The sequence below is a fragment of the Arthrobacter sulfonylureivorans genome, assembly GCF_047607445.1.
Lineage (GTDB): Bacteria > Actinomycetota > Actinomycetes > Actinomycetales > Micrococcaceae > Crystallibacter > Crystallibacter sulfonylureivorans_A.
This window is the reverse complement of record NZ_JBLKRT010000004.1, coordinates 97634-116915: the sequence shown is the minus strand read 5'-3', so window position 1 is coordinate 116915 and position 19282 is coordinate 97634. Positions and strand designations below refer to the sequence as shown.

General features: G+C 67.1%; 22 protein-coding genes and 1 riboswitch. Of the genes, 13 read left to right on the top strand and 9 right to left on the bottom strand.

The features are described 5' to 3' along the window. Window positions 1–112: 112 nt before the first annotated feature. Window positions 113–931, top strand: a complete 819-nt coding sequence (locus tag ACMX2H_RS03305) for a class I SAM-dependent methyltransferase (protein WP_414958942.1) — start codon at window positions 113–115, stop codon at window positions 929–931. A 71-nt stretch (window positions 932–1002) separates the two neighbouring features. On the opposite strand, the gene ACMX2H_RS03300 is transcribed toward ACMX2H_RS03305, so the two are convergent. Further along, entirely contained in the window at window positions 1003–1803 is an 801-nt protein-coding gene (locus ACMX2H_RS03300; RefSeq protein ID WP_414958941.1) for a hypothetical protein, read from the bottom strand. Window positions 1804–1868: 65 nt separating this feature from the next. On the opposite strand from ACMX2H_RS03300, the gene ACMX2H_RS03295 reads away from it, so the two are divergent. Both ACMX2H_RS03295 and ACMX2H_RS03290 read left to right on the top strand, forming a co-directional pair. Beyond that, a complete protein-coding gene (locus ACMX2H_RS03295) occupies window positions 1869–2075 on the top strand; it encodes a hypothetical protein (RefSeq protein WP_414958940.1) in 207 nt (68 codons plus the stop codon). Further along, on the top strand, window positions 2072–2776 hold the full coding sequence (locus ACMX2H_RS03290; RefSeq protein WP_414958939.1) for a nucleoside/nucleotide kinase family protein: 705 nt from the start codon (window positions 2072–2074) through the stop codon (window positions 2774–2776). Before ACMX2H_RS03295 ends, ACMX2H_RS03290 begins: the two co-directional genes overlap by 4 nt. Here the strand turns inward: ACMX2H_RS03290 and ACMX2H_RS03285 are convergent. Next, complete coding sequence (locus ACMX2H_RS03285; RefSeq protein WP_414958938.1) at window positions 2773–4002, bottom strand: alpha-hydroxy acid oxidase; 1230 nt, start codon at window positions 4000–4002, stop codon at window positions 2773–2775. The genes ACMX2H_RS03290 and ACMX2H_RS03285 overlap by 4 nt on opposite strands. A 23-nt stretch (window positions 4003–4025) precedes the next feature. Then, window positions 4026–5339: an MFS transporter gene (locus tag ACMX2H_RS03280; RefSeq protein ID WP_414958937.1), complete on the bottom strand. Its 1314-nt coding sequence runs from the start codon at window positions 5337–5339 to the stop codon at window positions 4026–4028. Window positions 5340–5433: 94 nt separating this feature from the next. Here ACMX2H_RS03280 and ACMX2H_RS03275 point away from each other — a divergent pair, with 94 nt between their 5' ends. Continuing rightward, window positions 5434–6093: a GntR family transcriptional regulator gene (locus ACMX2H_RS03275; protein WP_414958936.1), complete on the top strand. Its 660-nt coding sequence runs from the start codon at window positions 5434–5436 to the stop codon at window positions 6091–6093. A 454-nt stretch (window positions 6094–6547) separates the two neighbouring features. Here the strand turns inward: ACMX2H_RS03275 and ACMX2H_RS03270 are convergent, their stop codons facing one another. Further along, window positions 6548–7138, bottom strand: a complete 591-nt coding sequence (locus ACMX2H_RS03270) for a TetR/AcrR family transcriptional regulator (protein ID WP_414958935.1) — start codon at window positions 7136–7138, stop codon at window positions 6548–6550. Between the two features lie 118 nt (window positions 7139–7256). Here ACMX2H_RS03270 and ACMX2H_RS03265 point away from each other — a divergent pair, with 118 nt between their 5' ends. After that, window positions 7257–7547 carry a DUF4287 domain-containing protein gene (locus ACMX2H_RS03265; RefSeq protein ID WP_414958934.1) on the top strand — a complete coding sequence of 97 codons (291 nt, stop codon included), beginning with the start codon at window positions 7257–7259 and terminating at the stop codon, window positions 7545–7547. 40 nt (window positions 7548–7587) lie between these two features. On the opposite strand, the gene ACMX2H_RS03260 is transcribed toward ACMX2H_RS03265, so the two are convergent. From ACMX2H_RS03260 to ACMX2H_RS03240, 5 genes are read right to left on the bottom strand one after another with little or no spacing between them, the layout of a single operon-like run. After that, a complete protein-coding gene (locus tag ACMX2H_RS03260) occupies window positions 7588–8940 on the bottom strand; it encodes an NtaA/DmoA family FMN-dependent monooxygenase (protein ID WP_414958933.1) in 1353 nt (450 codons plus the stop codon). Next, on the bottom strand, window positions 8924–9733 hold the full coding sequence (locus ACMX2H_RS03255; protein ID WP_414958932.1) for an energy-coupling factor transporter transmembrane component T family protein: 810 nt from the start codon (window positions 9731–9733) through the stop codon (window positions 8924–8926). Before ACMX2H_RS03255 ends, ACMX2H_RS03260 begins: the two co-directional genes overlap by 17 nt. Next, window positions 9730–11538 (bottom strand): ABC transporter ATP-binding protein, encoded by a 1809-nt coding sequence (locus tag ACMX2H_RS03250; protein ID WP_414958931.1) that lies wholly within the window; start codon window positions 11536–11538, stop codon window positions 9730–9732. Before ACMX2H_RS03250 ends, ACMX2H_RS03255 begins: the two co-directional genes overlap by 4 nt. Further along, window positions 11528–12145, bottom strand: a complete 618-nt coding sequence (locus ACMX2H_RS03245) for an ECF transporter S component (RefSeq protein WP_414958930.1) — start codon at window positions 12143–12145, stop codon at window positions 11528–11530. The genes ACMX2H_RS03250 and ACMX2H_RS03245 overlap by 11 nt, the downstream gene beginning before the upstream one ends. Window positions 12146–12167: 22 nt before the next feature. After that, a complete protein-coding gene (locus ACMX2H_RS03240; protein ID WP_414958929.1) occupies window positions 12168–12839 on the bottom strand; it encodes a YkoF family thiamine/hydroxymethylpyrimidine-binding protein in 672 nt (223 codons plus the stop codon). A 30-nt stretch (window positions 12840–12869) separates the two neighbouring features. Beyond that, window positions 12870–12979, bottom strand: a riboswitch (TPP riboswitch). Window positions 12980–13310: 331 nt separating this feature from the next. Between ACMX2H_RS03240 and ACMX2H_RS03235 the strand changes: the two genes are divergently transcribed. The 8 genes from ACMX2H_RS03235 to rplI all read left to right on the top strand — a co-directional run bounded on the left by ACMX2H_RS03235 (window position 13311) and on the right by rplI (window position 19227). Then, window positions 13311–14297 carry an ABC transporter ATP-binding protein gene (locus ACMX2H_RS03235; protein WP_414958928.1) on the top strand — a complete coding sequence of 329 codons (987 nt, stop codon included), beginning with the start codon at window positions 13311–13313 and terminating at the stop codon, window positions 14295–14297. A gap of 2 nt (window positions 14298–14299) precedes the next feature. Then, on the top strand, window positions 14300–15148 hold the full coding sequence (locus ACMX2H_RS03230; protein ID WP_414958927.1) for an ABC transporter permease: 849 nt from the start codon (window positions 14300–14302) through the stop codon (window positions 15146–15148). A 20-nt stretch (window positions 15149–15168) separates the two neighbouring features. Beyond that, window positions 15169–16437, top strand: a complete 1269-nt coding sequence (locus ACMX2H_RS03225) for a sensor histidine kinase (RefSeq protein ID WP_414958926.1) — start codon at window positions 15169–15171, stop codon at window positions 16435–16437. Then, a complete protein-coding gene (locus tag ACMX2H_RS03220; protein WP_414958925.1) occupies window positions 16430–17149 on the top strand; it encodes a response regulator in 720 nt (239 codons plus the stop codon). Before ACMX2H_RS03225 ends, ACMX2H_RS03220 begins: the two co-directional genes overlap by 8 nt. A 328-nt stretch (window positions 17150–17477) precedes the next feature. Beyond that, window positions 17478–17783 carry a 30S ribosomal protein S6 gene (rpsF, locus tag ACMX2H_RS03215; RefSeq protein ID WP_136787676.1) on the top strand — a complete coding sequence of 102 codons (306 nt, stop codon included), beginning with the start codon at window positions 17478–17480 and terminating at the stop codon, window positions 17781–17783. Window positions 17784–17881: 98 nt separating this feature from the next. After that, the gene (locus ACMX2H_RS03210; protein ID WP_136787675.1) at window positions 17882–18451 is read left to right on the top strand and encodes a single-stranded DNA-binding protein; all 570 of its coding nucleotides are present in this window, start codon (window positions 17882–17884) and stop codon (window positions 18449–18451) included. Between the two features lie 59 nt (window positions 18452–18510). Beyond that, window positions 18511–18750: a 30S ribosomal protein S18 gene (gene rpsR / locus ACMX2H_RS03205; RefSeq protein ID WP_136787674.1), complete on the top strand. Its 240-nt coding sequence runs from the start codon at window positions 18511–18513 to the stop codon at window positions 18748–18750. 27 nt (window positions 18751–18777) lie between these two features. After that, window positions 18778–19227, top strand: a complete 450-nt coding sequence (gene rplI / locus ACMX2H_RS03200; RefSeq protein ID WP_136787673.1) for a 50S ribosomal protein L9 — start codon at window positions 18778–18780, stop codon at window positions 19225–19227. The last annotated feature ends 55 nt before the right edge of the window (window positions 19228–19282 follow it).

The following is a 19282-nucleotide window of genomic DNA, read 5'->3' as shown; positions in this document are numbered from 1 at the left end:
AGAGTTGCCGCTGGCGCAGACGCCCAGGACGGCTACCACTGGAAAATAATCAGGCTCGCCCCGATCCTTGTAGAACCATCAACGAGGGCCTTCAACAGCAGGAGGCAAGGCCATGAACAAGCCATCGGTAAATTCGGAGATCAAAGCAAAGCACCGGGCCATGTGGGCACTCGGCGACTATCCCGCCGTCGCCACGGAGGTGGTCTCCGCGTTGGGGCCAGCGCTGGTCCAGGCAAGCGGCATCAAGCAGGGCGACCGCGTTCTGGATATTGCGGCGGGGTCCGGCAATGCGGCCATTCCGGCGGCGCAGGCTGGGGCACGGGTCACCGCCGCAGATCTCACGCCCGAACTGTTCGAGCAGGGGCGCAGGTTGGCCGAACGGGCCGGCGTTTCCGTGGACTGGCAGGAGGCCGACGCCGAGGACCTTCCGTTCAGCGACGGTTCCTTCGACGCCGCGATCTCCTGCGTGGGGATCATGTTCGCTCCCAACCACCAGGCCAGTGCCGACGAACTGGTCCGGGTGCTGCGGACCGGAGGGACGATCGCCTTGTCCAACTGGACCCCGGACGGCTTTATCGGACAGATGTTTTCGACCATGAAGCCTTACGCACCCCCGCCGCCCCCGGGTGCGCAGCCGCCACCCCTCTGGGGCAGCCAGCAACACGTGGAGAACCTGCTGGGCGAGCGGGCCACCGACGTCGTCGCCCGCCGCGAAAAGCTGACGGTGGACAGGTTCGGCACCGCGGAGGAATTCCGCGATTTCTTCAAGGCCTGCTATGGCCCCACGATCAACACGTACCGGAACATCGCGGAGGATCCGGACCGGGTGCAGGCACTCGATCAGGACCTTGTTGAACTGGCACGTCGACACGATCTCGGCGGCGGCACCGTGGAATGGGAGTACCTGCTGTTCACAGCCCGCAAGAGGTAGTCACGCGGGACCAACGGTCGGGAGGCAGGGTCTGCATCGGTTGCCCGACCACTCCAGATTCCTAGCCGCCGTCACGCACGTCCTGGTGTCCGGCGGGGCGCGGCTGGGACGAAGTCGCGGTTGCGAAGCAGTGAGCTGACCGGGGCAACCGTGTGGCCGCGGAGGTGGATTCCCGCCGCTACGGCCACCGCTATCGCCCCGAGAAGTCCCCAGATGATGTCCGTCATGGTGTCCGGCAGGCTGGCGTTTTGTGAGTGGGTGCCCAGCAGGAGGTCGCTGCTGAACTCGGCGATTTCCCAGGCGGCAGCGACGAAGCCGCCAGCAGTCACCACGCCGGCGACCACTAGAAAGGGCGGAAGGTCAAGGCGTTTCCTGCGGCTGATGATGCCGAGGGCGAACACGACGGCGCACCCGACGAGGACACCGGACAACAAGTGGACGGCCTTGTCCCAGTTGGGCCAGAACGCGTAAAGCCTCAGCCGGGCCCCGGCGAAGGGCCCCGCCAGCAGGAAACCCAAATAGCAGGCGTGCACCCACGCGGGGAACCGGGCCTCGATGGCCAGTTCCAACCTGGAGGGAACCAGGGCTGCCCCGATCAACAGGGCCGGAATGACTGCCTCGTTCCACGAATTCGTCATGGCTGCCGCTCCCAGGAAGCCAAGAAACATTGCCTCCACGGGAATCAGCATCACCGTTCCGGGCACGGCCAGAAGCGACCGGAGGCCCGAGCGGAACGGTCCGGCCACAGTGTCGGTATCGCCTTCCCTGCCGACGGGCTGGCCGATCAGGGGTGCGTGGCCCTCCGGCCGCGTGAGGTTCCGCTCCGGCAAGTCGGCGGCGCCGGAGGAGTCGGGAGCGGGCGGCAGATTCATGGTGTGGGCACGCTACCGGCCTGAGCTCCGGCGCGCAAGGACTGCGACCCGAGCGGGTGGGACAGATGGGCTCCACATGGTTCTTCCACGACTTGCGTGCCATCAGCTACAGTGACCCCATCACCTGCACAAGCTACTCCTCTGTCGGCGCACGCGGACTGCCCAACGCCCTGGCAGCCTGGGGGAATCCGAGGACCGACGGCGAGGACAGGGTCATGCTGACCTGCGAGAGCATTGCCAACCTCGGGCACACCACAGGGGCGGAGCAATGAAGGTGGATGAACTCGTCGCCCGCGTCAGGCAGTGGAAAGCGACCACAGAGGCGCCGGTCGTTATCGGCGTGGTCGGCCCGCCAGGCGTCGGCAAGACCACCTTGGTGGACAGGCTCATCAAGGAACTGAACAAGAACTCCCCGGAGCCCGCAAGCCAGCAATTCGCCCACGTCCCGATGGACGGCTTCCACCTCTCAGACCAGGAACTGACGCGCCTCGGCATCCTCAACAGAAAGGGCGCACCGGAGACCTTCGATGTGCACGGCTATGCCGCGCTCCTACAACGGCTGCGGTCGGAGCGGGACGCCGTGGTCTACGCGCCGGGATTCGAGCGGACCCTGGAACAAGCCATCGCGGGCGTCATCCCCGTGTTCCCTTCCGCGACCACCATCCTGACCGAAGGAAACTACCTGTTGCTCGACAGCCCAGCATGGCGCGCAGTGCGGAGCCAGTGCACCGAGGTCTGGTACTGCGAGCAGGACGACAGCACGCGCACCCAGCGCCTCATTCAACGACACATTGACTTCGGCAAGAGCCCCGCGGCGGCAGAAGCCTGGGTGGCCAGCGTGGACGAAAGAAACGCCCAACTGATCCGTGCCACTCGGGAAGACGCAGACCTCATCGTCACCTTGGAAGAAGTCGTCGGCGCTGCCTGGCTCAAAGAGGTACGTGGGCCTGCGCACGGCGCCGAGACTATCTAGGCAATGCGCTCTGGCTCAGGCCATGTGCGCAGCAGATGCGGCCCCAGGTCCTCGATGGTCGCTGCACCCACAAGCTGCATCGTCACCTCGATTTCTTTCGCCAGCAGTTCGATCACCCGGTCAACGCCTTCGCGCCCGCCGGCCATGAGCCCGTAAAGGTAGGCGCGCCCAATAAGGGTGAAGTCCGCTCCGGCGCACAGCGCCGCGACGATGTCCGCGCCGGACATGATGCCCGAGTCGAGGATGATCTCCACCCCGTCCCCGGCTTCGGCCCGCACCTCGGGCAGCGCGCGGAGCGAGACCGGTGCGCGGTCAAGCTGGCGCCCGCCGTGGTTCGAGACGATGAGGCCGTCTGCTCCGGCGTCGAGCGCGCGGCGCGTGTCCTCGGCCGTCAGCACACCCTTGACGAACAGCTTCCCGGCCCACACCGACCGGATCCATTCAAGGTCGGCCATCGAGAGCGACGGATCGAACATTGAGTTGATGAGCGTCGGAAGGTCTTGGCTGGTCCCGGACAGAGACGCGAACGTCAGCGGGTCGGTGGTGAGGAAGTTGAACCACCACTCGGGCCGGTAGGAGGCATCGAGCACGGTTTTAAGGGTCAGCCTGGGCGGAATCACCATGCCGTTGCGGGCATCCCGTAACCGCTGACCGGCGACCGGCGTGTCGACGGTGACCAGCAGCGTGTCGAAGCCTGAAGCCTCCGCGCGGCGCAGCAGCTCGAGCGACTTCTGCCGGTCCTTCCACAGATACAGCTGGAACCAGCGTCGGCTCTCGGGAGCGGCTGCGGCTACCTGCTCGATCGAGCGCGTGCCCATGGTGGACAGCGAGAACGGGATGCCCGCCGCGGCGGCAGCGGTCGCGCCGGCGTCCTCGCCTTCCGCATGCATGAACCGGGTGAACCCGGTCGGAGCTATGCCGAACGGCAGCGAGGAAGTGCCGCCAGCAATCGAGGTCGAGAGGTCCACCTTCTCGGTCCCGTGCAAAATGCGGGGGCGGAGCTCGACGGCGTCAAACGCCTCCCGTGTCCGTCTCGCCGTGAGCTCACGTTGGGCGGCGCCATCCACGTAGTCGAAAGCGGGCGTGGGCGTGCGGCGCTTCGCGGTCGTTCGAAGGTCCCACACATCTGCGGCGTGAGCCAGCCGTGCGGCCCTGCGGTCCAGACTCGGGAGTTCGAACTTCAGCAGCGGGCGAAGTTCGCTCACGCGGGGGAATCTGCGCTTCATGAGGGTACCTCCAAGGTGTGGAATCAGGCGGCGTTGGTGCCGCGGCCGCGGGCCAAGAGTACGGCGATGGCAGAAGACGCGCAGCATGCGGCAAGGAACAGCGCCGCCGACCACGTGCTGCCCTGTGCCGCCGCGATCAGCGCGCCGGCGATGAGCGGGCTCAGGCCTGCCACGATCGCACCGTTAAGCTCGCGTGCCAGCCCGACGCCGGAGAAGCGCCGTTCCGGCGGGAACAGATTGGTCAGGAAGGCGCCTTGAGCGCCGCTCGTCATCGCAATCACGACGCCGTAGCCCACGGCAATCGTGGCCGTTGCCAGCGCGACCGAGCCGCTGGTCAGGGCAGCGAACAGCGGGAACGCGAACAGCGCGCCGGCGGCAGAGCCGATTGCGAGGACGCGGCCGGCTCCCAAGCGATCGGCAAGCCAGCCTCCCGCCGGCGTTGCCACGACGCCCGCAAGGGAACCGACCGTGACGGCGAGCAGCGCGTCGGGACGGCTCATGCCCACGGCGGGGGAGGCCATCAAGCCGATGGCGAATACCGCCATGATGTAGTTCAGGGCATTGTGGCCGGTGATGGAGAAGAAGCCGATCAGGACGGCAACGGGGTCCTTGCGCAGGAGCTCCATCACTGGCAGCTTGCGCTTGCGCGCCTCGTCGGCGTGCTCACTCGCCTGGCGGTATTCCGGTGTCTCCTCGAGTTTGGCGCGGATGAACAGGGCCACGAAGAACAGGACGGCGGAGGCGAGGAACGGGATGCGCCAGGCCCAATCGAGCAGCGCGGCGTCGCCGGCCGAGGACGCCCAGAGGAAGGCTACGGTGGCGAGGGCGATGCCCGCGGGTGGCGTCGCCAGCACCACGGCGGTGAAGAAACCGCGCCGCTTGGCGGGGGCGAACTCCGCGACGAGTGTCATGGCTCCCGCGAGTTCGGCACCGGCGCCGAGTCCCTGAAGGAGGCGGAACAGGATCAGCAGGAGCGGGGCAGCAGCTCCGATGGCGGCCGCAGTGGGGAGGAGACCGATGCCCACCGTCGCCGCACCCATGAGCAGGATCGTCAGCAGCATCGCGGGCCGGCGGCCGTGCCGGTCACCCAAATGCCCAATCAGCACCCCGCCCAACGGCCGGGCCACGAAGCCCACGGCAAAGGTGGCGAACGCCGCCAGCGATGCCTCGGACCCGGTTCCGGCAAAGAAGAGGGGCCCGATGACGAGGCCGGCCGCCGCGCCGTACAACGCGTAGTCGTACCACTCGATGAGCGTTCCGAGGGTCGCGGCGAAGAGCGCGCGCCGAGCGCCCGGGGTGAGCCTTGTGGGACTGGTGGCAACGGCGGTGTTGGCCATGGTTCTCCTCGGGCGGACGCGGAAGCTGGGATGCCTGAAGTATATTTCTAGCACGCGGTGATATGCTGCACCGCAATATTTCGTGAGGAGGGCCGTGGCCGAGTCGATGACCGAAAGGGTCGCCAGCGCTTTGCGCCACCGGATCCTCTCAGGGGATCTGGCCCCGGGATCCCTCGTGGTGGAGCCACGGCTTGCCGAGGAGTTCGGCGTCTCCAAAACTCCGGTGCGGGAGGCGCTGCGCCTGCTCACCACCGAAGGTCTGCTGACCGTGCTCCCTAAGAAGGGTTACCTGGTCGTGACGGTGAGCTCGCACGACGTCGCCGAGGTGCTCGACCTCCGCATGCTCCTCGAGCCGCATGCGTGTGCGTCCGCCGCCGCCTACGCAGATCGCGACCTGCTGACAACGCTGCGGGAACTTCTGGACAAGCAGCGTGAGAAGGCCGTGGCCGAGCCGCTCGTGAGTATGGAATACGCCTACTCGTTCCATCGCGCCCTGGCCCGGGGTGCACGGAACCGCCGGCTCGACGAGTTCCTGGCTCGCTGCCTTGATGAGACCTCCCGCGCCTACCGCGTGCTGCCCGGCCTTCACGCCCACCTGGCGGCGGATCAGGAACTGATTGAACACGAGGCCATCTACACAGCCGTGGCCGCTGCCGATGGCGCTGGCGCGGCCGAGGCAATGCGCAGCCACCTGCGCAGTGTGCGGTCAGCCATGGCCCGACAGTTCGAGCGGCCGAGCGACCTCTGGGCTTGATGGCGGCGTGGTCCACCGCACGGAAGTTGTGATGAACCAGGTTGCGATGCTCGCGTAGGTGTGCTGCATCGTCCCTGACGAGAGAGGGAAAAAGCCGGAAGTGTTGCCCAGGGCGCATTCCGACCATAGCCTTTGCTCAACGACAGGAGACGGGTATGGAATTCGCCATCATCATTGCCACCCTTTTGGTGGCATGTATTGCCTGGGTGGTTTTAGGCGCCAGGGCTGACCGCCGATCCGTAAATGGTGCCCGGACTCCGATGCATGCGGAGACAGCCGGCACCGCAGCCTATGGGACCACTGCCTTCGGAGGAGATGCCGGCGGCAGTGGTGGCGACTGCGGCTGAGACCCTCTCCCGCCATGACTTGGACGCCTCGAGGGGGTGGGTGCCCTCGTTGACAGTAGTCGAGCATCTCTTTCTCGTTCCGTCGCGGAAGCAGCGTTCCCTGCGGATTATCGCTGCGCTCGGGCGTTGACGCCGGCGATGACGACTTCGATGCGTTCACGCAATTCATCGTCGCTGGGCATTCCGAGGTGGAACACGAGGCGATGGTAGAGGGTGCCGTGCAGGAGGTCGTTGAGAAGCCTCAGGTCGGTGCCCTCGGGGAGTTCTCCGCGGCTTTTCGCCAAGCGCATGCGGTCGTCGAAGAGGACGATGTTGGGAATGATCAGTTGTTCGCGCAGATCTGCGGCGAGATCGTCGTCGCGGAGTGATTCGGCGATGAGTCCGGTGGTGGCCGAGGTTTGGTGCGGTGTGAGCAGCGCGATGACTGCCTTGAGCTGAGTCAGCACGTCATCGACCAGATGCCCGGTGTCGGGGTGGTTCGCTGTGCTGGCCGCCCTCTCGATGACTGCCTCCAGGAGCACTGCACCCTTTGAGGGCCACCAGCGGTAGATCGTCTTCTTGCTCACCCCGGACCGCGACGCGATCCCTTCGATGGTGAGCCGCGGGTAACCGCTCTCCTCGCAGAGCGCTAGCGCGGCCTGGAGGACGGCTTGGCGTGCGCTCTCGCTGCGTCTAGTCGGATCGGGTGCCTTTGCCACAGGTTCAGGTTACACGACACGTTGCGTGTTGCCAGATGGAAGCTGCTGCGCTAAATTCATCCTGACTACACGACACGGAGCGTGTCGTGACCGCCTCAGGCCCATGAAGGAGCAAGCCATGTCGTTTCAGAGCTACCTCGACAACATCGAAGCCAAGACCGGCCTCACCCCTCGCCAGTTCATCGAGCTTGCGCACGAGCGCGGTTTTGACACGACCACCAAGGCCACCCCGATCCTCGACTGGCTGAAGCAGGACTACGACCTCGGACGCGGGCACGGCATGGCCCTCGTGCACGTGATCACCAAGGGACCGCGGATCAGCGACAAGCACGTGGGCGGTGCAGGCACCCATGCCGATGCAAGCGACATCCTCTGGCTCGACGGAAAAGACACCAACCCGGCACGGTAGGGCCTGGCCTCCTCAGAGCAAGCTAACCTCCAGGTTTCCTTCACCTAGCCGGCGCTCCCAGGTGTTCGCGCAGGGTGCGTCCCGAGTACGAGGTCCGAAACCGGCCCCGCGATTGCAGTTCCGGGACGACGCCGTTGACGAACTCTTCGAGCGAGGACGGGTAGAGCGCGGACATGATCACGAAACCGTCAGCCGCTTCCGAGTCGTAAAGCTCGCACAAGTAGTCGGCGATGTCCGCCGGGTCGCCCACGGGCTGCGGGTGCAGCTGGTTCATGGCCTGGGCGTTCGCCAGGTCGCGGACCGTCATGGATTGGCGGCGGGCTGTGGCCAACAGCATCTGTTCGAACCCTTCGCTGCCGGTTGCGCCGCGGTGCGCCAGCAGCAACTGCTCGGCGCTGCCGTCCGGCTCCAGCTCCTCCCGGCCGGCGTGCAGGAGACGGCCCAACTTTGTCAGGACGTCCTGCTCATCCAGCGCCGCTTCCAGACCCTGTACGGTGGCGAAGGCGGCGTCGCGGGTCGGGCCGGTGATCGGTTGAACCGCCGGTAGGACGGCCAGATGGTCTGGATTCCGTCCGGCTGCCGAAGCGCGGCTCCGAAGTTCGGTCCGCACGGCACGCATGGCGTCCGGAGTGTCGGCAACGATGAACACGACCTCGGCCCAGCGGGCGGCGAACTCCATCCCGCGCGGCGAGGATCCGGCTTGCATCAGCACCGGCTTCCCTTGCGGGCTGCGCGGTAAGGTGATCGGCCCGCGGCTTAGCGGCCGGCCTCCGGCAAGCAGGGGCCGTTCGGGTATCCGCTGCACCTGCTCAGGATCCGCGAACCGGCGCCGCGGACCGTCCAGGGTCAACGCCCCGGGCTGCCACGTATCCCACAGGTCCACCACCGTCTGCACCACGTCGTCGGCCCGGTCATAACGTTCGGACTTGGGCGGGATGGAGGACAGGCCGAAGTTGGCAGCCTCGGCATCGGTGGTGGAGGTGACAATATTCCAGGCGACCCGGCCGCCGGAGAGGTGATCCAGCGAGAGCAGCTTGCGGGCGATGGTGTAGGCGGGGGTGAAGGTCGTGGAGATGGTCGCGGCCAGCCCCAGGTGCCGCGTCGCGCCGGCTACCAGCGACAGCGTCACCATGGGGTCGAGATAGACGGCGCCCTTGCCGCCCGTGAGCAGCGTGGTGGCGAAGTCGCCCGTGTTGTCCTCGGGAACGGCCAGAGCGTCGGGCAGGAACAGCATGTCGAAGCAGCCACGTTCCAGCGTTCGGCCCAGGTCGAGATAAAACTCGGCGCTCAGCCAGTCGCGCCTGGAGAGCGGGTGCCGCCAATTGTCCGAATACTGGCTGGTGGGAGGGTTGACCATCGCCACCAGGTGCATGCCGTCAGCTGAAGAGCGCATCGTATCCCTCCAAGAAGCCCAGGACATGGCTGAGGGTCAGGATCCCGCCGAGCACGGCCAAGACCGCTGCCGCCATCAGCCAGTCGGTGCTGTTGAGCGGAATCCTCCGCCACGTGGTCCGGGGGCTGAGGCCGAGGCCGCGGGACTCCAGCGACTGGGCCATCCGCTCGCCCTTGCGGACGGAGACGACCAGCAGGGCAAACGCCGCGCGGCGATAGGCGGACAGGCCGCGCGGCAGGGTGCCGTCCGGACGGAGCCGCGCGCGGACGGCGTGCGCCTGCCGGATGGTTTGCCACTCCCGCGGCATCTCCTGCAGCATGCGGTAGCCGGCCAAGACAGCGTAGGTGACCCGGGAGCCGAGCCGGGCGTGTTGATGCAGGCTCCCCATCAGCGCAACGCCGTCGGTCGAAGCGACGAAGCCGATGGCGAGTATGCCGATTACCAGCGTCCGCAGGGCCAGGGAACCACCCACCGACAGTCCTTCGACGGTGACCCGGACGGGCCCGGACTCCCACAGGATCTGGCCCGGACGGCTGAGTGCGTTGACCAGGAAGATCCCCAGCCCGAAGGCAACGAAGGGAACGTGCCCTAGTGCCATGGCTCTGACCGGCAGGCGAGTGGACGCCTGGATCGTGGCCAGGGCGACGGCATAGAGAATCGCCGGCGTGACCGGATCAAAAACGAATACCATCGCCAGCGAGACGACGAATAACAGTGCGAGCTTGACCGTGGGATTGCGGCGGGCGAGGACGCTGCCGGAAGCAGTGAACGCCGAAGTGGTGGCCGCGCTCATGCCCGGCTCCCGGACAGCTGCGGTGCAGTGGCGACACCGGACACAGCCGCATCCAGCCCGTTGAGCACGCGGCGGATGTCAGGCGCGGAATCGAACTCGGCGAGCAGCCAGTCGAGCAGCGGCGGCAGCCTCAGGCCGGCCCGCATCAGCACGTCCGGGTCGCGCAGCACATCGAAGATGGCTCCATCGGCAATCACGGTATGCTCTGCGACGACGACGGCGCGGTCCGCCAGCGCGGCAACGGTGCGGAGGTCGTGGCTGGAGAAGAAAATGGCACGGCCGGCGGCCGCCGCCTGCCTGAACGCGGCGGCGGTGGCAATGGTGTCCCGCCGGTCCAGGCCAAAGGTCGGCTCGTCCGCCAATAACGACGGCCGGTCATGCGCCAGCATGGCGGCGACGCTGAGGCGGCGTTTTTCGCCGCCGGACAGGCGAAAGGGGCTTTGGTCGGCCAGATCGGTGAGCCGGTGCTGTTCCAAAACGGTCTTGACGAGGTGGTCTGGCGCGTCGGGCAGCCCGTGCCGGACTTCATCGGCGACGCTGTGGGCCACAAACTGGTGTTCGGGGTTTTGGAACACCATGCCGGGGCGGGCGCCTGCCACAGTTCCCTCGGCGGGCGGGAGGAGCCCCGCGAGGGTGAGCAGCAACGATGTCTTGCCCGTGCCGTTGGCGCCCAACAGGGCGGTGATCTCACCGCGCCTGAGCTCGAGGTTCACGTTGTTGAGGATGGCCGGCGCCGTTTCGGCCGTGCGCCGGGGCCGCCGGCGCTTTTTCCATTCGGCGCCGCGCGAGACGCAGACATTCCGGGCGGTGAGGACCGTGTCCCCGGCGCGGGGCGCCGGGGAAGCACCGTCGTCGTACGGTCCTGGTAAAGTGCGGGGCACCGGGGGAGCGCCGTCGTCGTACGTTGCAGGATCGGAGGGCGGCCGTGGAGCGCCGTCCTCGCGAGGCAAGGCCAGAGCGCGGAGAGCTGCGCGTACCTCAGCGGTGGCCAAACCGCCGGCCCGTCCGGTGACCGCCAACAGTTCCGCTTCCAGCGGCAGCCAGCAACCCCGGGCATTGAGCTCTCCGGCGCTGCCTGCCAGCACAGCGGCGGTGTTCCCGTCGGCCAGGACCTGGCCGTCATCGCCGAGCACCACCGCCCGTTCTGGCAGGCCGGCAATTCCTGCGCGGCCGGCGTAGTCGTCGAGCCGGTGCTCGACCAGCACGACTGACGGGCCGTAAGCGGCCGTGGCGGCGTCGATAGTCTGCCGCACCGCAGTGAGGCCGGCGGGGTCGAGCATGGACGTGGGCTCATCGAGCAGCAGCAGCGCAGGTTCGGCGATCAGGCTGGCGGCCAGTGCCACGCGCTGGCCCTCGCCGCCGGAGAGCCTGTCGGTCTGCCGCTGCCGCAGATCGGCCGCACCGACCGCCGCGAGTGCGTGGTCGATGCGGGCCGATATCTGTTCCGGCGGCACGGCGCGATTCTCCAGCGGGAGCGCCAGTTCCTGTTCCACGTCCGGCAGGCAGACACCGGAGGACGGGTCCTGAGCGAGGACCCCCACGTGGCGCGAGAGCTCGACGACGGACGCGGCGATGGTGGATGTTCCATTGACCGACACGTCGCCTGTGAGCGTGGACAGCACCGTGTGCGGAACCACGCCGGTGATTGCTTGTAGGAGCGTGGACTTGCCGGACCCCGAGGCGCCGAACACGATCAGGTGTTCGCCGGGTTTCAGCCGCAGCGTGATACCGCGCAGCACCGCCGAGTCCCGCCGGGGGAACTCCACGGACACATCGGTCAGCTGAAGGGCAGGTTCAGCGGGCATTGGCCTTGTCCAGGCGGGTGCGTCCGATTGCGAAGTTGTCCACGACGCCGGTCTTCGCCAGGTTGTCGACGATCACCTTGGCCAGCAGTCCGCCGAGCACCAGCCCGGAGATCAAGTGGATGGCCAGGCGGAGGAAAAACACGTCCTGCCCGTACCAGCCGGAGCGGAAGGCCGAGTAGAAGAAGACCAGCCCGGCACCGAGCAGGCCCGACAAAGCGTACGTGGCCCAGCCGTAGGAGCGGTAGCGGGTGGCTGCGAACGGGATCTCGCTGCCGATGCCTTGGATGGCCGCCGCGATGAACAGCATCGGGCCCACCGCCGAGCCCAGGAACACAACCTCGATGACGGAGGCCAGGACCTCGGCGATGACGCCGGCAAAGGGCCGCTGGACGATGGCAATCGCGATCGGTGCGACCAACAGCCAGCTGCCGGCGAGGAAATGCTGCGAGAGGTCTCCGGCTGGTCCCATCAGGATCGAGAGGGCGGTCCAGGCCTGGACGAAGACCCAGTAAAGGAAACCGAAGACAACACCGAGGACGACCAAAAGGACCAGATCTTTAAGGCTCCAGGAGGACCGTGTGCGGGCAGGGGAAGGTGAGGTAGACATGGGGAATCCTTTAAGTCCGGCGTCAGGACGCAGTGGGGCTGTTAATGGACAGGGTGGCGTGCGTGACCACGTGCTGAACGGACCGGCCGATCAGGATCCACCCCGCCGCGATGGTCTGCAGGACCTGGGCGACGTCGCCGTCCAGCCGGGTGACATAGTGGTGTTCGGTCACGGTCACCCCGGTGGACTTGGCGTAATCGATGGCGGCGTAGATGTCGCGCATGTGGTCCGCTGCGGCGCTGCCGGGTCCGCCGTCGGCGAGCGGGTAGATCGCCCAGTCGGCCGCCGCTTGGATCCCGGTCGGTTCCAGTTGCGGGATCTCCGAGTACAGCGCCGCGCCGCCCTCGGGTATCTCGCAGCTGACGCCGCCCGGGCAGCCCCGGGACAGGTGGACCGCGGCCGCTACGTGTGCCCCGCCGCGGCTCGCCCGGGCGATCACCTGGCTCAGATAACGCAGCACGTCCTGTTCGGCGCCGGAGACATAGGTGCTGACCTTCCCGGTCTGGACCTCGAGCCCGGTGGCGTCCGCGTGTTCCAGCGCTCCCAGGATGACGTCGATGTAGTCATCGGCCATCACCGCCAAGGTGAGCCTTGCCCCGACGCCGAATTCGCGCGGCGTCGCCGCGAAGGATGTCCCTTCGGGGGCGGGGGAGGAAAAGTTTGCTGCCGTCGCGGCAGCGTCAGGTGTTCGCATTTTCGCGCCCTTCTGTTGAGTGAACAGGGCACGGGTGTGAGGGTTGCTCCCTGCGCTGGCATGATCCAGATCAGGTTCAACGGTCGAAACTTGAGAAGTTTCCTCTCAGCCCGGCTCACCGGACTCCCGTGTACAAGCCAGCAGCCTACCGGCAGGCCCCCGGGGTGGCGAAAGGGCGCCGACCCGCATGCGTCATACTCCGGGGCGGACCGTTGGTCGCGACGGCGTGGGACCCGGTGGGCCGGTCGGGTTCGGTTATGGGGGCTGCCCCCAGGCCGGGGCAGCCTCCGGGACAGCTCAGGGCTTCCCCTCATAGAGCGTTGCGGTCCGCGGCCCGTAGCGTCATCCGTAAGGACGATCCAGCCGCTGGTCAAGATCATCCCTGCGTGCGGTGTGCCCGCGGGCGGCGATCCGTAACGTAGCTAGTGGCCCCGAGACGGGCGCCATCCCAATCCACGAAGGACGGTTCAGATGATCGAGGCACAGGGCCTGGTCAAGGTCTACGGAAACAAACCGGCAGTGCAGGGTGTCTCCTTCACTGTGCAGCCCGGCCGGGTCACCGGCTTCCTGGGTCCGAACGGCGCAGGCAAGTCCACCACTATGCGGATGATCATGGGGCTGGACCGTCCCACCTCCGGCGACGTGCTGGTCAACGGCAAGCACTATGCCAAGCACCGCGCACCGCTGCGCGAAGTCGGCGCCCTGCTGGACGCAAAGGCGGTTCATACCTCACGGACCGCGTACAACCACCTCCGTGCGATGGCCGCCACGCACAGCATCCCCACCAAGCGGGTGCACGATGTGATTGAGCTGACCGGCCTCGGCGCGGTGGCCAAGAAGCGCGTCGGCGGTTTCTCGCTGGGCATGGGGCAGCGGCTGGGCATCGCAGCCGCGCTGCTGGGCGACCCGCAGACCATCATCCTGGACGAGCCGGTGAACGGCCTGGACCCGGAAGGCGTGCTCTGGGTGCGCAACCTGGTCAAGGCGCTCGCCGCCGAGGGCCGCACGGTGTTCCTGTCCTCCCACCTGATGAGCGAAATGTCGCTGACGGCGGACCATCTGATTGTGATCGGCCGCGGCCGGATCATCGCCGATGCGCCGATCCAGGACATCCTGAACAACCGCGCCCAGCGGGTGCGGGTGCGCACCGACCGGCCGGACGTCCTCACCCGGGCGCTCGCCGGCGAAGGCGTCAGCGTCGAGGCCCGCGAACCGGAACTGCTGGAAGTCAGCGGCGTCCCGGCCCGCGCCATCGCGGAAACCGCCCTCGCCCAGCAGGTCCTCGTCTACGAGCTCACCCCGCTGCAGGCGTCCCTGGAAGAGGCCTACATGGACCTGACCAAGGACGAAGTCGAATACCATTCCGGCCCGGTGGCCGACGTACATGACCATGCCGGCACCGCAGAGTCCGGACGGCACGCTGCTTTCGCCGCCGGCGCCGGCCAGGAAGGAAACTGACCATGAGCGCTGCAACCCTGACTCCCCAAGCCGGGCGCGTCACCGGCCACGGCGTAAGCTTCCCCCGCACGCTGCGCAGCGAGTGGATCAAGTTCACCACGCTGCGCTCCACCTGGGTGCTGCTGGCCACCACCGTCCTGGTGATGGTGGGCATCGGCCTGCTCGGCGGCTGGGGCGTCGCCACCGGCCTGGACCAGATGGAATCCGCCGGCCAGGATCCGGCCGCGGCGGGCATGGACAGCTCCCTGCTGTACCTGATGACCAGCGGCGGCCTGGACTTCGGCCAGCTGATCATTGGTTCGCTGGGCGTGCTGCTGATCGCCTCCGAGTACTCCACCGGCATGATCCGCTCCACCATGACGGCGGTCCCGTCGCGGCTGTCGCCGCTGTTCGCCAAGGCCTTCGTCGTCGCGGTGGTGGCCGCCGTCGTCGGAATTGTTTCCAGCTTCATCACCTACTTCCTGCTGCAGCCGATCCTGGCCAATTACGGCAGGGAATTCGGGCTGGACGTGGAAAACCTGGTGCAGTCCATGCTGCTCTCCGGCGTGTATCTGGCCATCGTGGCGCTGATGGGCCTGGCGCTCGGGTCCCTGCTGCGCAACAGTGCCGGCGGGATCGTCACCCTGGTGGTGCTGCTGCTGGTGCTGCCGATCGTCGCCCAGATCATCCCCTTCGACTGGGTACAGGACGGCGTCATGCCCTACCTGCCCTCCAACGCCGGACGGCAAATGGTGATGCTGGAAACCGCCGACGGCGACCTGACCCAGTGGCAGGGCGGGCTGGTCATGGCGGCCTGGGCCGCGGTGCTGCTGGCCGGCGCCGCGGTGACCACCAAGACCCGGGACGTCTGAGCCGCGACTAGGCTCGATGCATGACTGACAAGGCTTCGGTGAGGGAGGCGGCGGAACGAACGGCCGCCGTCTCCTTCACCGAAATATCTTCCAAGCGCCGGGGCCCCATCCGGCGCTATTTCCATACCCACCCGGTGGCGATGGACTGGGTGCTGATCGGCATCCATCTGCTGTTCGGGCTGCCGAACGCCGTGATGACCGCGGCCAACGGCGAGTGGTCACCACTGCTGCTCCTGTTGGCCGGTGGAACGGCGCTGGTATGGCGCCGCCGGTACCCGCTGCTGGTGCTGGCGGCCATTGCCGTGGTGGACATGCTGATCGTGCTGGTGACCAGCACCGGCAGCGGCTCCTTCGCCATGTGGTTCGCCGTCTACACGGTGGCAACCACCCAGCCCGCGGTGCGCGCTATCACGGCGGCGGTGCTCGCCGTCGTGCCGATGATGGTGGTCATGGCGGTCCGAATGCCGCCGGAGATCGCCAAGCAAATTGCCAGCGGGGAGGTCCCGCCCTTTGTCGGCCTGATCACCGGGCTGGTGCTGGTCCTGGCCAACGTCATTGCGGCGGGGATTGGCGTCACCGTGCGCCGGGACCGGCTGCACGATGCCGAGCTGCAGCGCTGGGCGGCGGACAACACCAAGCTGGCGTCGGCGAACGAGCGCACCCGCATCGCGCGGGAGATGCATGATGTGGTGGCGCATTCGCTGTCGGTGATGATCGCGCTGTCGGATGGCGCCGCCGTCGTGGTCCGTAAGGATCCGGAACGCGCCGGGCAGGTGCTGGACCAGCTCTCCGCGACGGGCCGGACGGCGCTGGCGGACATGCGCCGGGTGCTGGGCGTGCTGCGCACCGAGAACGGTGTGGAAGCGGCCCCGTTGGCGCCGGCCCCGTCCGGCGACCAGCTGAGCGGGCTGCTGGACGGCTTCCGGGCGGCCGGGCTGCCGCTGCGCACCGTGATGGCCGGCCCGGCGCTGCCGGAGGACCAGAATTTCCGGCTCACCGTGTACCGGATCATGCAGGAATCACTCACCAACGTGCTGCGCTACGCCAAGGGAGTGTCCAGGGTGGACGTGGCGGTGATCCGCGACGGCGACGCCGTGCACATCACCGTGGCCGACGACGGACGGCAGGCCAGTGCCTCCGATTCGCTGGGCACGGGCCAGGGGATCGTCGGCATGCGCGAACGCGCCGCGATCTACGGCGGCCGCGTTGCCAGCGGCCCGCGATCCGGCGGTGGTTGGATGGTGGAGGCAACACTGTACTGGCCCGGAGAGGGAGACAAGAGTGTCTGAGAGCACCGAAAGCGGCCCGGCGGCGCCGGTGAAGGTCCTGCTGGTGGACGACCAGCCGCTGCTGCGGATGGGCTTCAAGCTGATCCTCGAGGGCGAGGACGACGTCGCCGTGGTGGGGGAGGCGTCCGACGGCGCCGAGGCGCTGGAGCTCACGCGGCAGCTGACGCCGGACGTGGTGCTGATGGACGTGCGGATGCCGGTGCTGGACGGGATCGAAGCCACCCGGCAGATCGTCACCGCCGGGCTGCCCGCCCGGGTGATCATCCTGACCACCTTCGATCTGGACGAGTATGCATTCGCCGGGCTGCAGGCCGGAGCCAGCGCCTTCCTGCTGAAAGACGTGGCGCCCGCGGAACTGGTCCAGGCCGTGCGGCTGGTGTCCTCCGGCGACGCCGTGGTGGCCCCGCGGGTGACGGCGCGGCTGCTGGAGACGTATGTGCGCGGCCTCGCCCCGGCCGGCAGCCCGGCGGCCCCGCCGCAGCGCGACCCGTTGCTGGACGACCTGACGCCGCGGGAACTGGAAGTGCTGGAAACCATTGCGGAAGGCCTGTCCAACGCGGAAATCGCGCACCGGTTCTTCCTCTCCGAGGCGACGGTGAAGACGCACGTGCGGCGCATCCTGGCCAAGCTGCACCTGCGCGACCGGGTGCAGGCCGTGGTCTACGCGTACGAGACCGGACTGGTGGTGCCCAGCCAAGGGCTGGATTACTGACGATCCGCTGGTGGTCCGCTCGACGCTGTTGCCCCGCGGGACGCGGTCAGCGGTCCCCGGCTGGGGGGTCCCCGGCCGGGACCCCCGGCTGCGCTCCTCGGCCCCGGGCGCCGGGCTGTGGAGGACGGGTCGTGCCCGCGGATTTACGCGCCCGGTCCGGCGTCCGGTAGCATTGATGAGTCTGTGCTGTCAGCACTAGCCGATATTCCTTGTGACAATAGCCAAAACACGTCGGGAGATCGCTGTGCGGTGGCAGGCAGGCAAACGCAACAGAACCTCCTGTTACGGAAAGACCGTGACCGCTTAGCCCGAAGGAGGTGGGTTCACAATGCGTGCTTATGAACTGATGGTAATCATCGACCCCGAGGTCGAAGAGCGTACCGTAGAGTCCTCGCTCGACAAGTTCCTCAACGTTGTCCGCAACGATGGTGGAACCATCGACAAGGTGGACATCTGGGGACGCCGCCGGCTCGCCTATGACATCAAGAAGAAGTCCGAAGGCATCTACGCGGTGGTCAACTTCACCGCCACTCCCGCCACCGCTGCTGAGCTTGACCGCCAGCTTGGTCTGAACGAGACCATCCTGCGCACCAAGATCATCCGCCCGGAGGAGCAGAAGATCTCCGCTGAGTAATCAGCTGTGATCGCCGCGTCCCTTTCGGGGACCGGCATTGAACGAAGACAATCCCGCGCACCAGCTTGGCACGCGGGACCAGGACATCAGGAGGCAACATGGCAGGCGAAACCGTTATCACGCTCGTCGGTAATCTCACCAACGATCCCGAGCTGCGGTTCACTCCGTCCGGGTCCGCGGTAGCGAACTTCACCGTTGCATCCACGCCGCGGACCTTCGACCGCCAGTCCAACGAGTGGAAGGACGGGGAAACCCTGTTCCTCCGCGCGTCGGTGTGGCGCGAAGCTGCCGAGAACGTCGCCGAAACCCTGACCAAGGGCATGCGCGTGATCGTTCAGGGCCGGCTGAAGTCCCGTTCGTACGAAACCAAAGAGGGCGAAAAGCGTACCGTCATGGAGCTTGAGGTCGACGAGATCGGCCCCTCGCTGCGCTACGCCTCTGCCAAGGTCACCCGTACCCAGCGCTCCGGCGGCGGGCAGGGCGGCTTCGGCGGCGGCCAAGGCGGCTTTGGCGGCGGCGGCTTCGGCGGAAACCAGAACCAGGGCGGCTGGGGCGGACAGCAGTCCGGCCAGCAGCCCGTACCCCAGGATGATCCGTGGGGTGCACCGGCCGGCGGCAACTCTGGTGGCTGGGGCAACGGTCCGGATTCCAACGAACCTCCCTTCTAACCACAAACCCCATCCCGTGGAAAAGATCCACGGGCTCCACAAGATAAAGGAGCTCCACGATGGCTAAGGCTGAAATTCGTAAGCCCAAACCAAAGTCCAACCCCTTGAAGGCCGCTGACGTCACCGTCATCGACTACAAGGACGTAGCTTTGCTGCGCAAGTTCATCTCTGACCGCGGAAAGATCCGCGCCCGCCGCGTGACTGGTGTCACCGTGCAGGAGCAGCGCAAGATCGCACTGGCTATCAAGAACGCCCGCGAAGTTGCTCTGCTGCCCTACTCCGGCGCTGGCCGCGGCTAAGCGAAGCGAAGAGGAGAGAGTACTGACATGGCAAAGCTCATTCTGACCCACGAAGTGACCGGTCTCGGCACTGCTGGCGACGTCGTCGAGGTAAAGAACGGTTACGCCCGTAACTACCTTCTGCCCCGCGGCTTCGCCCTGACCTGGACCAAGGGCGGCGAGAAGCAGGTGCAGTCCATCAAGGCTGCACGTGCCGCTCGCGAGATCGCATCCCTCGAAGATGCACAGCAGCTCGCGGCCAAGCTGTCCGGCAAGCCGGTCACGCTGACCGTCAAGGCCGGCGAGTCGGGCCGTCTGTTCGGCACCGTCAAGCAGGCCGACGTGGCTTCCGCCGTCGAGGCCGCCGGCCTCGGTTCCATCGACAAGCGCAAGGTCGAACTGACCGAGCACATCAAGTCGGTGGGCGACTACCAGGCCACCGTGCGTCTGCACGAAGAGGTCTCCGCCGTTATCGACCTGAAGGTCGTAGCTGGCTAACAGCCTCGCTGACAGCGCATGCCGGGTCCTTTGCGGGCCCGGCATGCTCTGTTTA

Bases quoted from the DNA above. Each gene is read 5' to 3' on its own strand.
- ACMX2H_RS03305 (WP_414958942.1), top strand. From the start codon at position 113: ATGAACAAGCCATCGGTAAATTCGGAGATCAAAGCAAAGCACCGGGCC.
- ACMX2H_RS03300 (WP_414958941.1), bottom strand. From the start codon at position 1,803: ATGAATCTGCCGCCCGCTCCCGACTCCTCCGGCGCCGCCGACTTGCCG.
- ACMX2H_RS03295 (WP_414958940.1), top strand. From the start codon at position 1,869: ATGGGCTCCACATGGTTCTTCCACGACTTGCGTGCCATCAGCTACAGT.
- ACMX2H_RS03290 (WP_414958939.1), top strand. From the start codon at position 2,072: ATGAAGGTGGATGAACTCGTCGCCCGCGTCAGGCAGTGGAAAGCGACC.
- ACMX2H_RS03285 (WP_414958938.1), bottom strand. From the start codon at position 4,002: ATGAAGCGCAGATTCCCCCGCGTGAGCGAACTTCGCCCGCTGCTGAAG.
- ACMX2H_RS03280 (WP_414958937.1), bottom strand. From the start codon at position 5,339: ATGGCCAACACCGCCGTTGCCACCAGTCCCACAAGGCTCACCCCGGGC.
- ACMX2H_RS03265 (WP_414958934.1), top strand. From the start codon at position 7,257: ATGTCGTTTCAGAGCTACCTCGACAACATCGAAGCCAAGACCGGCCTC.
- ACMX2H_RS03260 (WP_414958933.1), bottom strand. From the start codon at position 8,940: ATGCGCTCTTCAGCTGACGGCATGCACCTGGTGGCGATGGTCAACCCT.
- ACMX2H_RS03255 (WP_414958932.1), bottom strand. From the start codon at position 9,733: ATGAGCGCGGCCACCACTTCGGCGTTCACTGCTTCCGGCAGCGTCCTC.
- ACMX2H_RS03250 (WP_414958931.1), bottom strand. From the start codon at position 11,538: ATGCCCGCTGAACCTGCCCTTCAGCTGACCGATGTGTCCGTGGAGTTC.
- ACMX2H_RS03245 (WP_414958930.1), bottom strand. From the start codon at position 12,145: ATGTCTACCTCACCTTCCCCTGCCCGCACACGGTCCTCCTGGAGCCTT.
- ACMX2H_RS03240 (WP_414958929.1), bottom strand. From the start codon at position 12,839: ATGCGAACACCTGACGCTGCCGCGACGGCAGCAAACTTTTCCTCCCCC.
- ACMX2H_RS03235 (WP_414958928.1), top strand. From the start codon at position 13,311: ATGATCGAGGCACAGGGCCTGGTCAAGGTCTACGGAAACAAACCGGCA.
- ACMX2H_RS03230 (WP_414958927.1), top strand. From the start codon at position 14,300: ATGAGCGCTGCAACCCTGACTCCCCAAGCCGGGCGCGTCACCGGCCAC.
- ACMX2H_RS03225 (WP_414958926.1), top strand. From the start codon at position 15,169: ATGACTGACAAGGCTTCGGTGAGGGAGGCGGCGGAACGAACGGCCGCC.
- rpsF (WP_136787676.1), top strand. From the start codon at position 17,478: ATGCGTGCTTATGAACTGATGGTAATCATCGACCCCGAGGTCGAAGAG.
- ACMX2H_RS03210 (WP_136787675.1), top strand. From the start codon at position 17,882: ATGGCAGGCGAAACCGTTATCACGCTCGTCGGTAATCTCACCAACGAT.
- rpsR (WP_136787674.1), top strand. From the start codon at position 18,511: ATGGCTAAGGCTGAAATTCGTAAGCCCAAACCAAAGTCCAACCCCTTG.
- rplI (WP_136787673.1), top strand. From the start codon at position 18,778: ATGGCAAAGCTCATTCTGACCCACGAAGTGACCGGTCTCGGCACTGCT.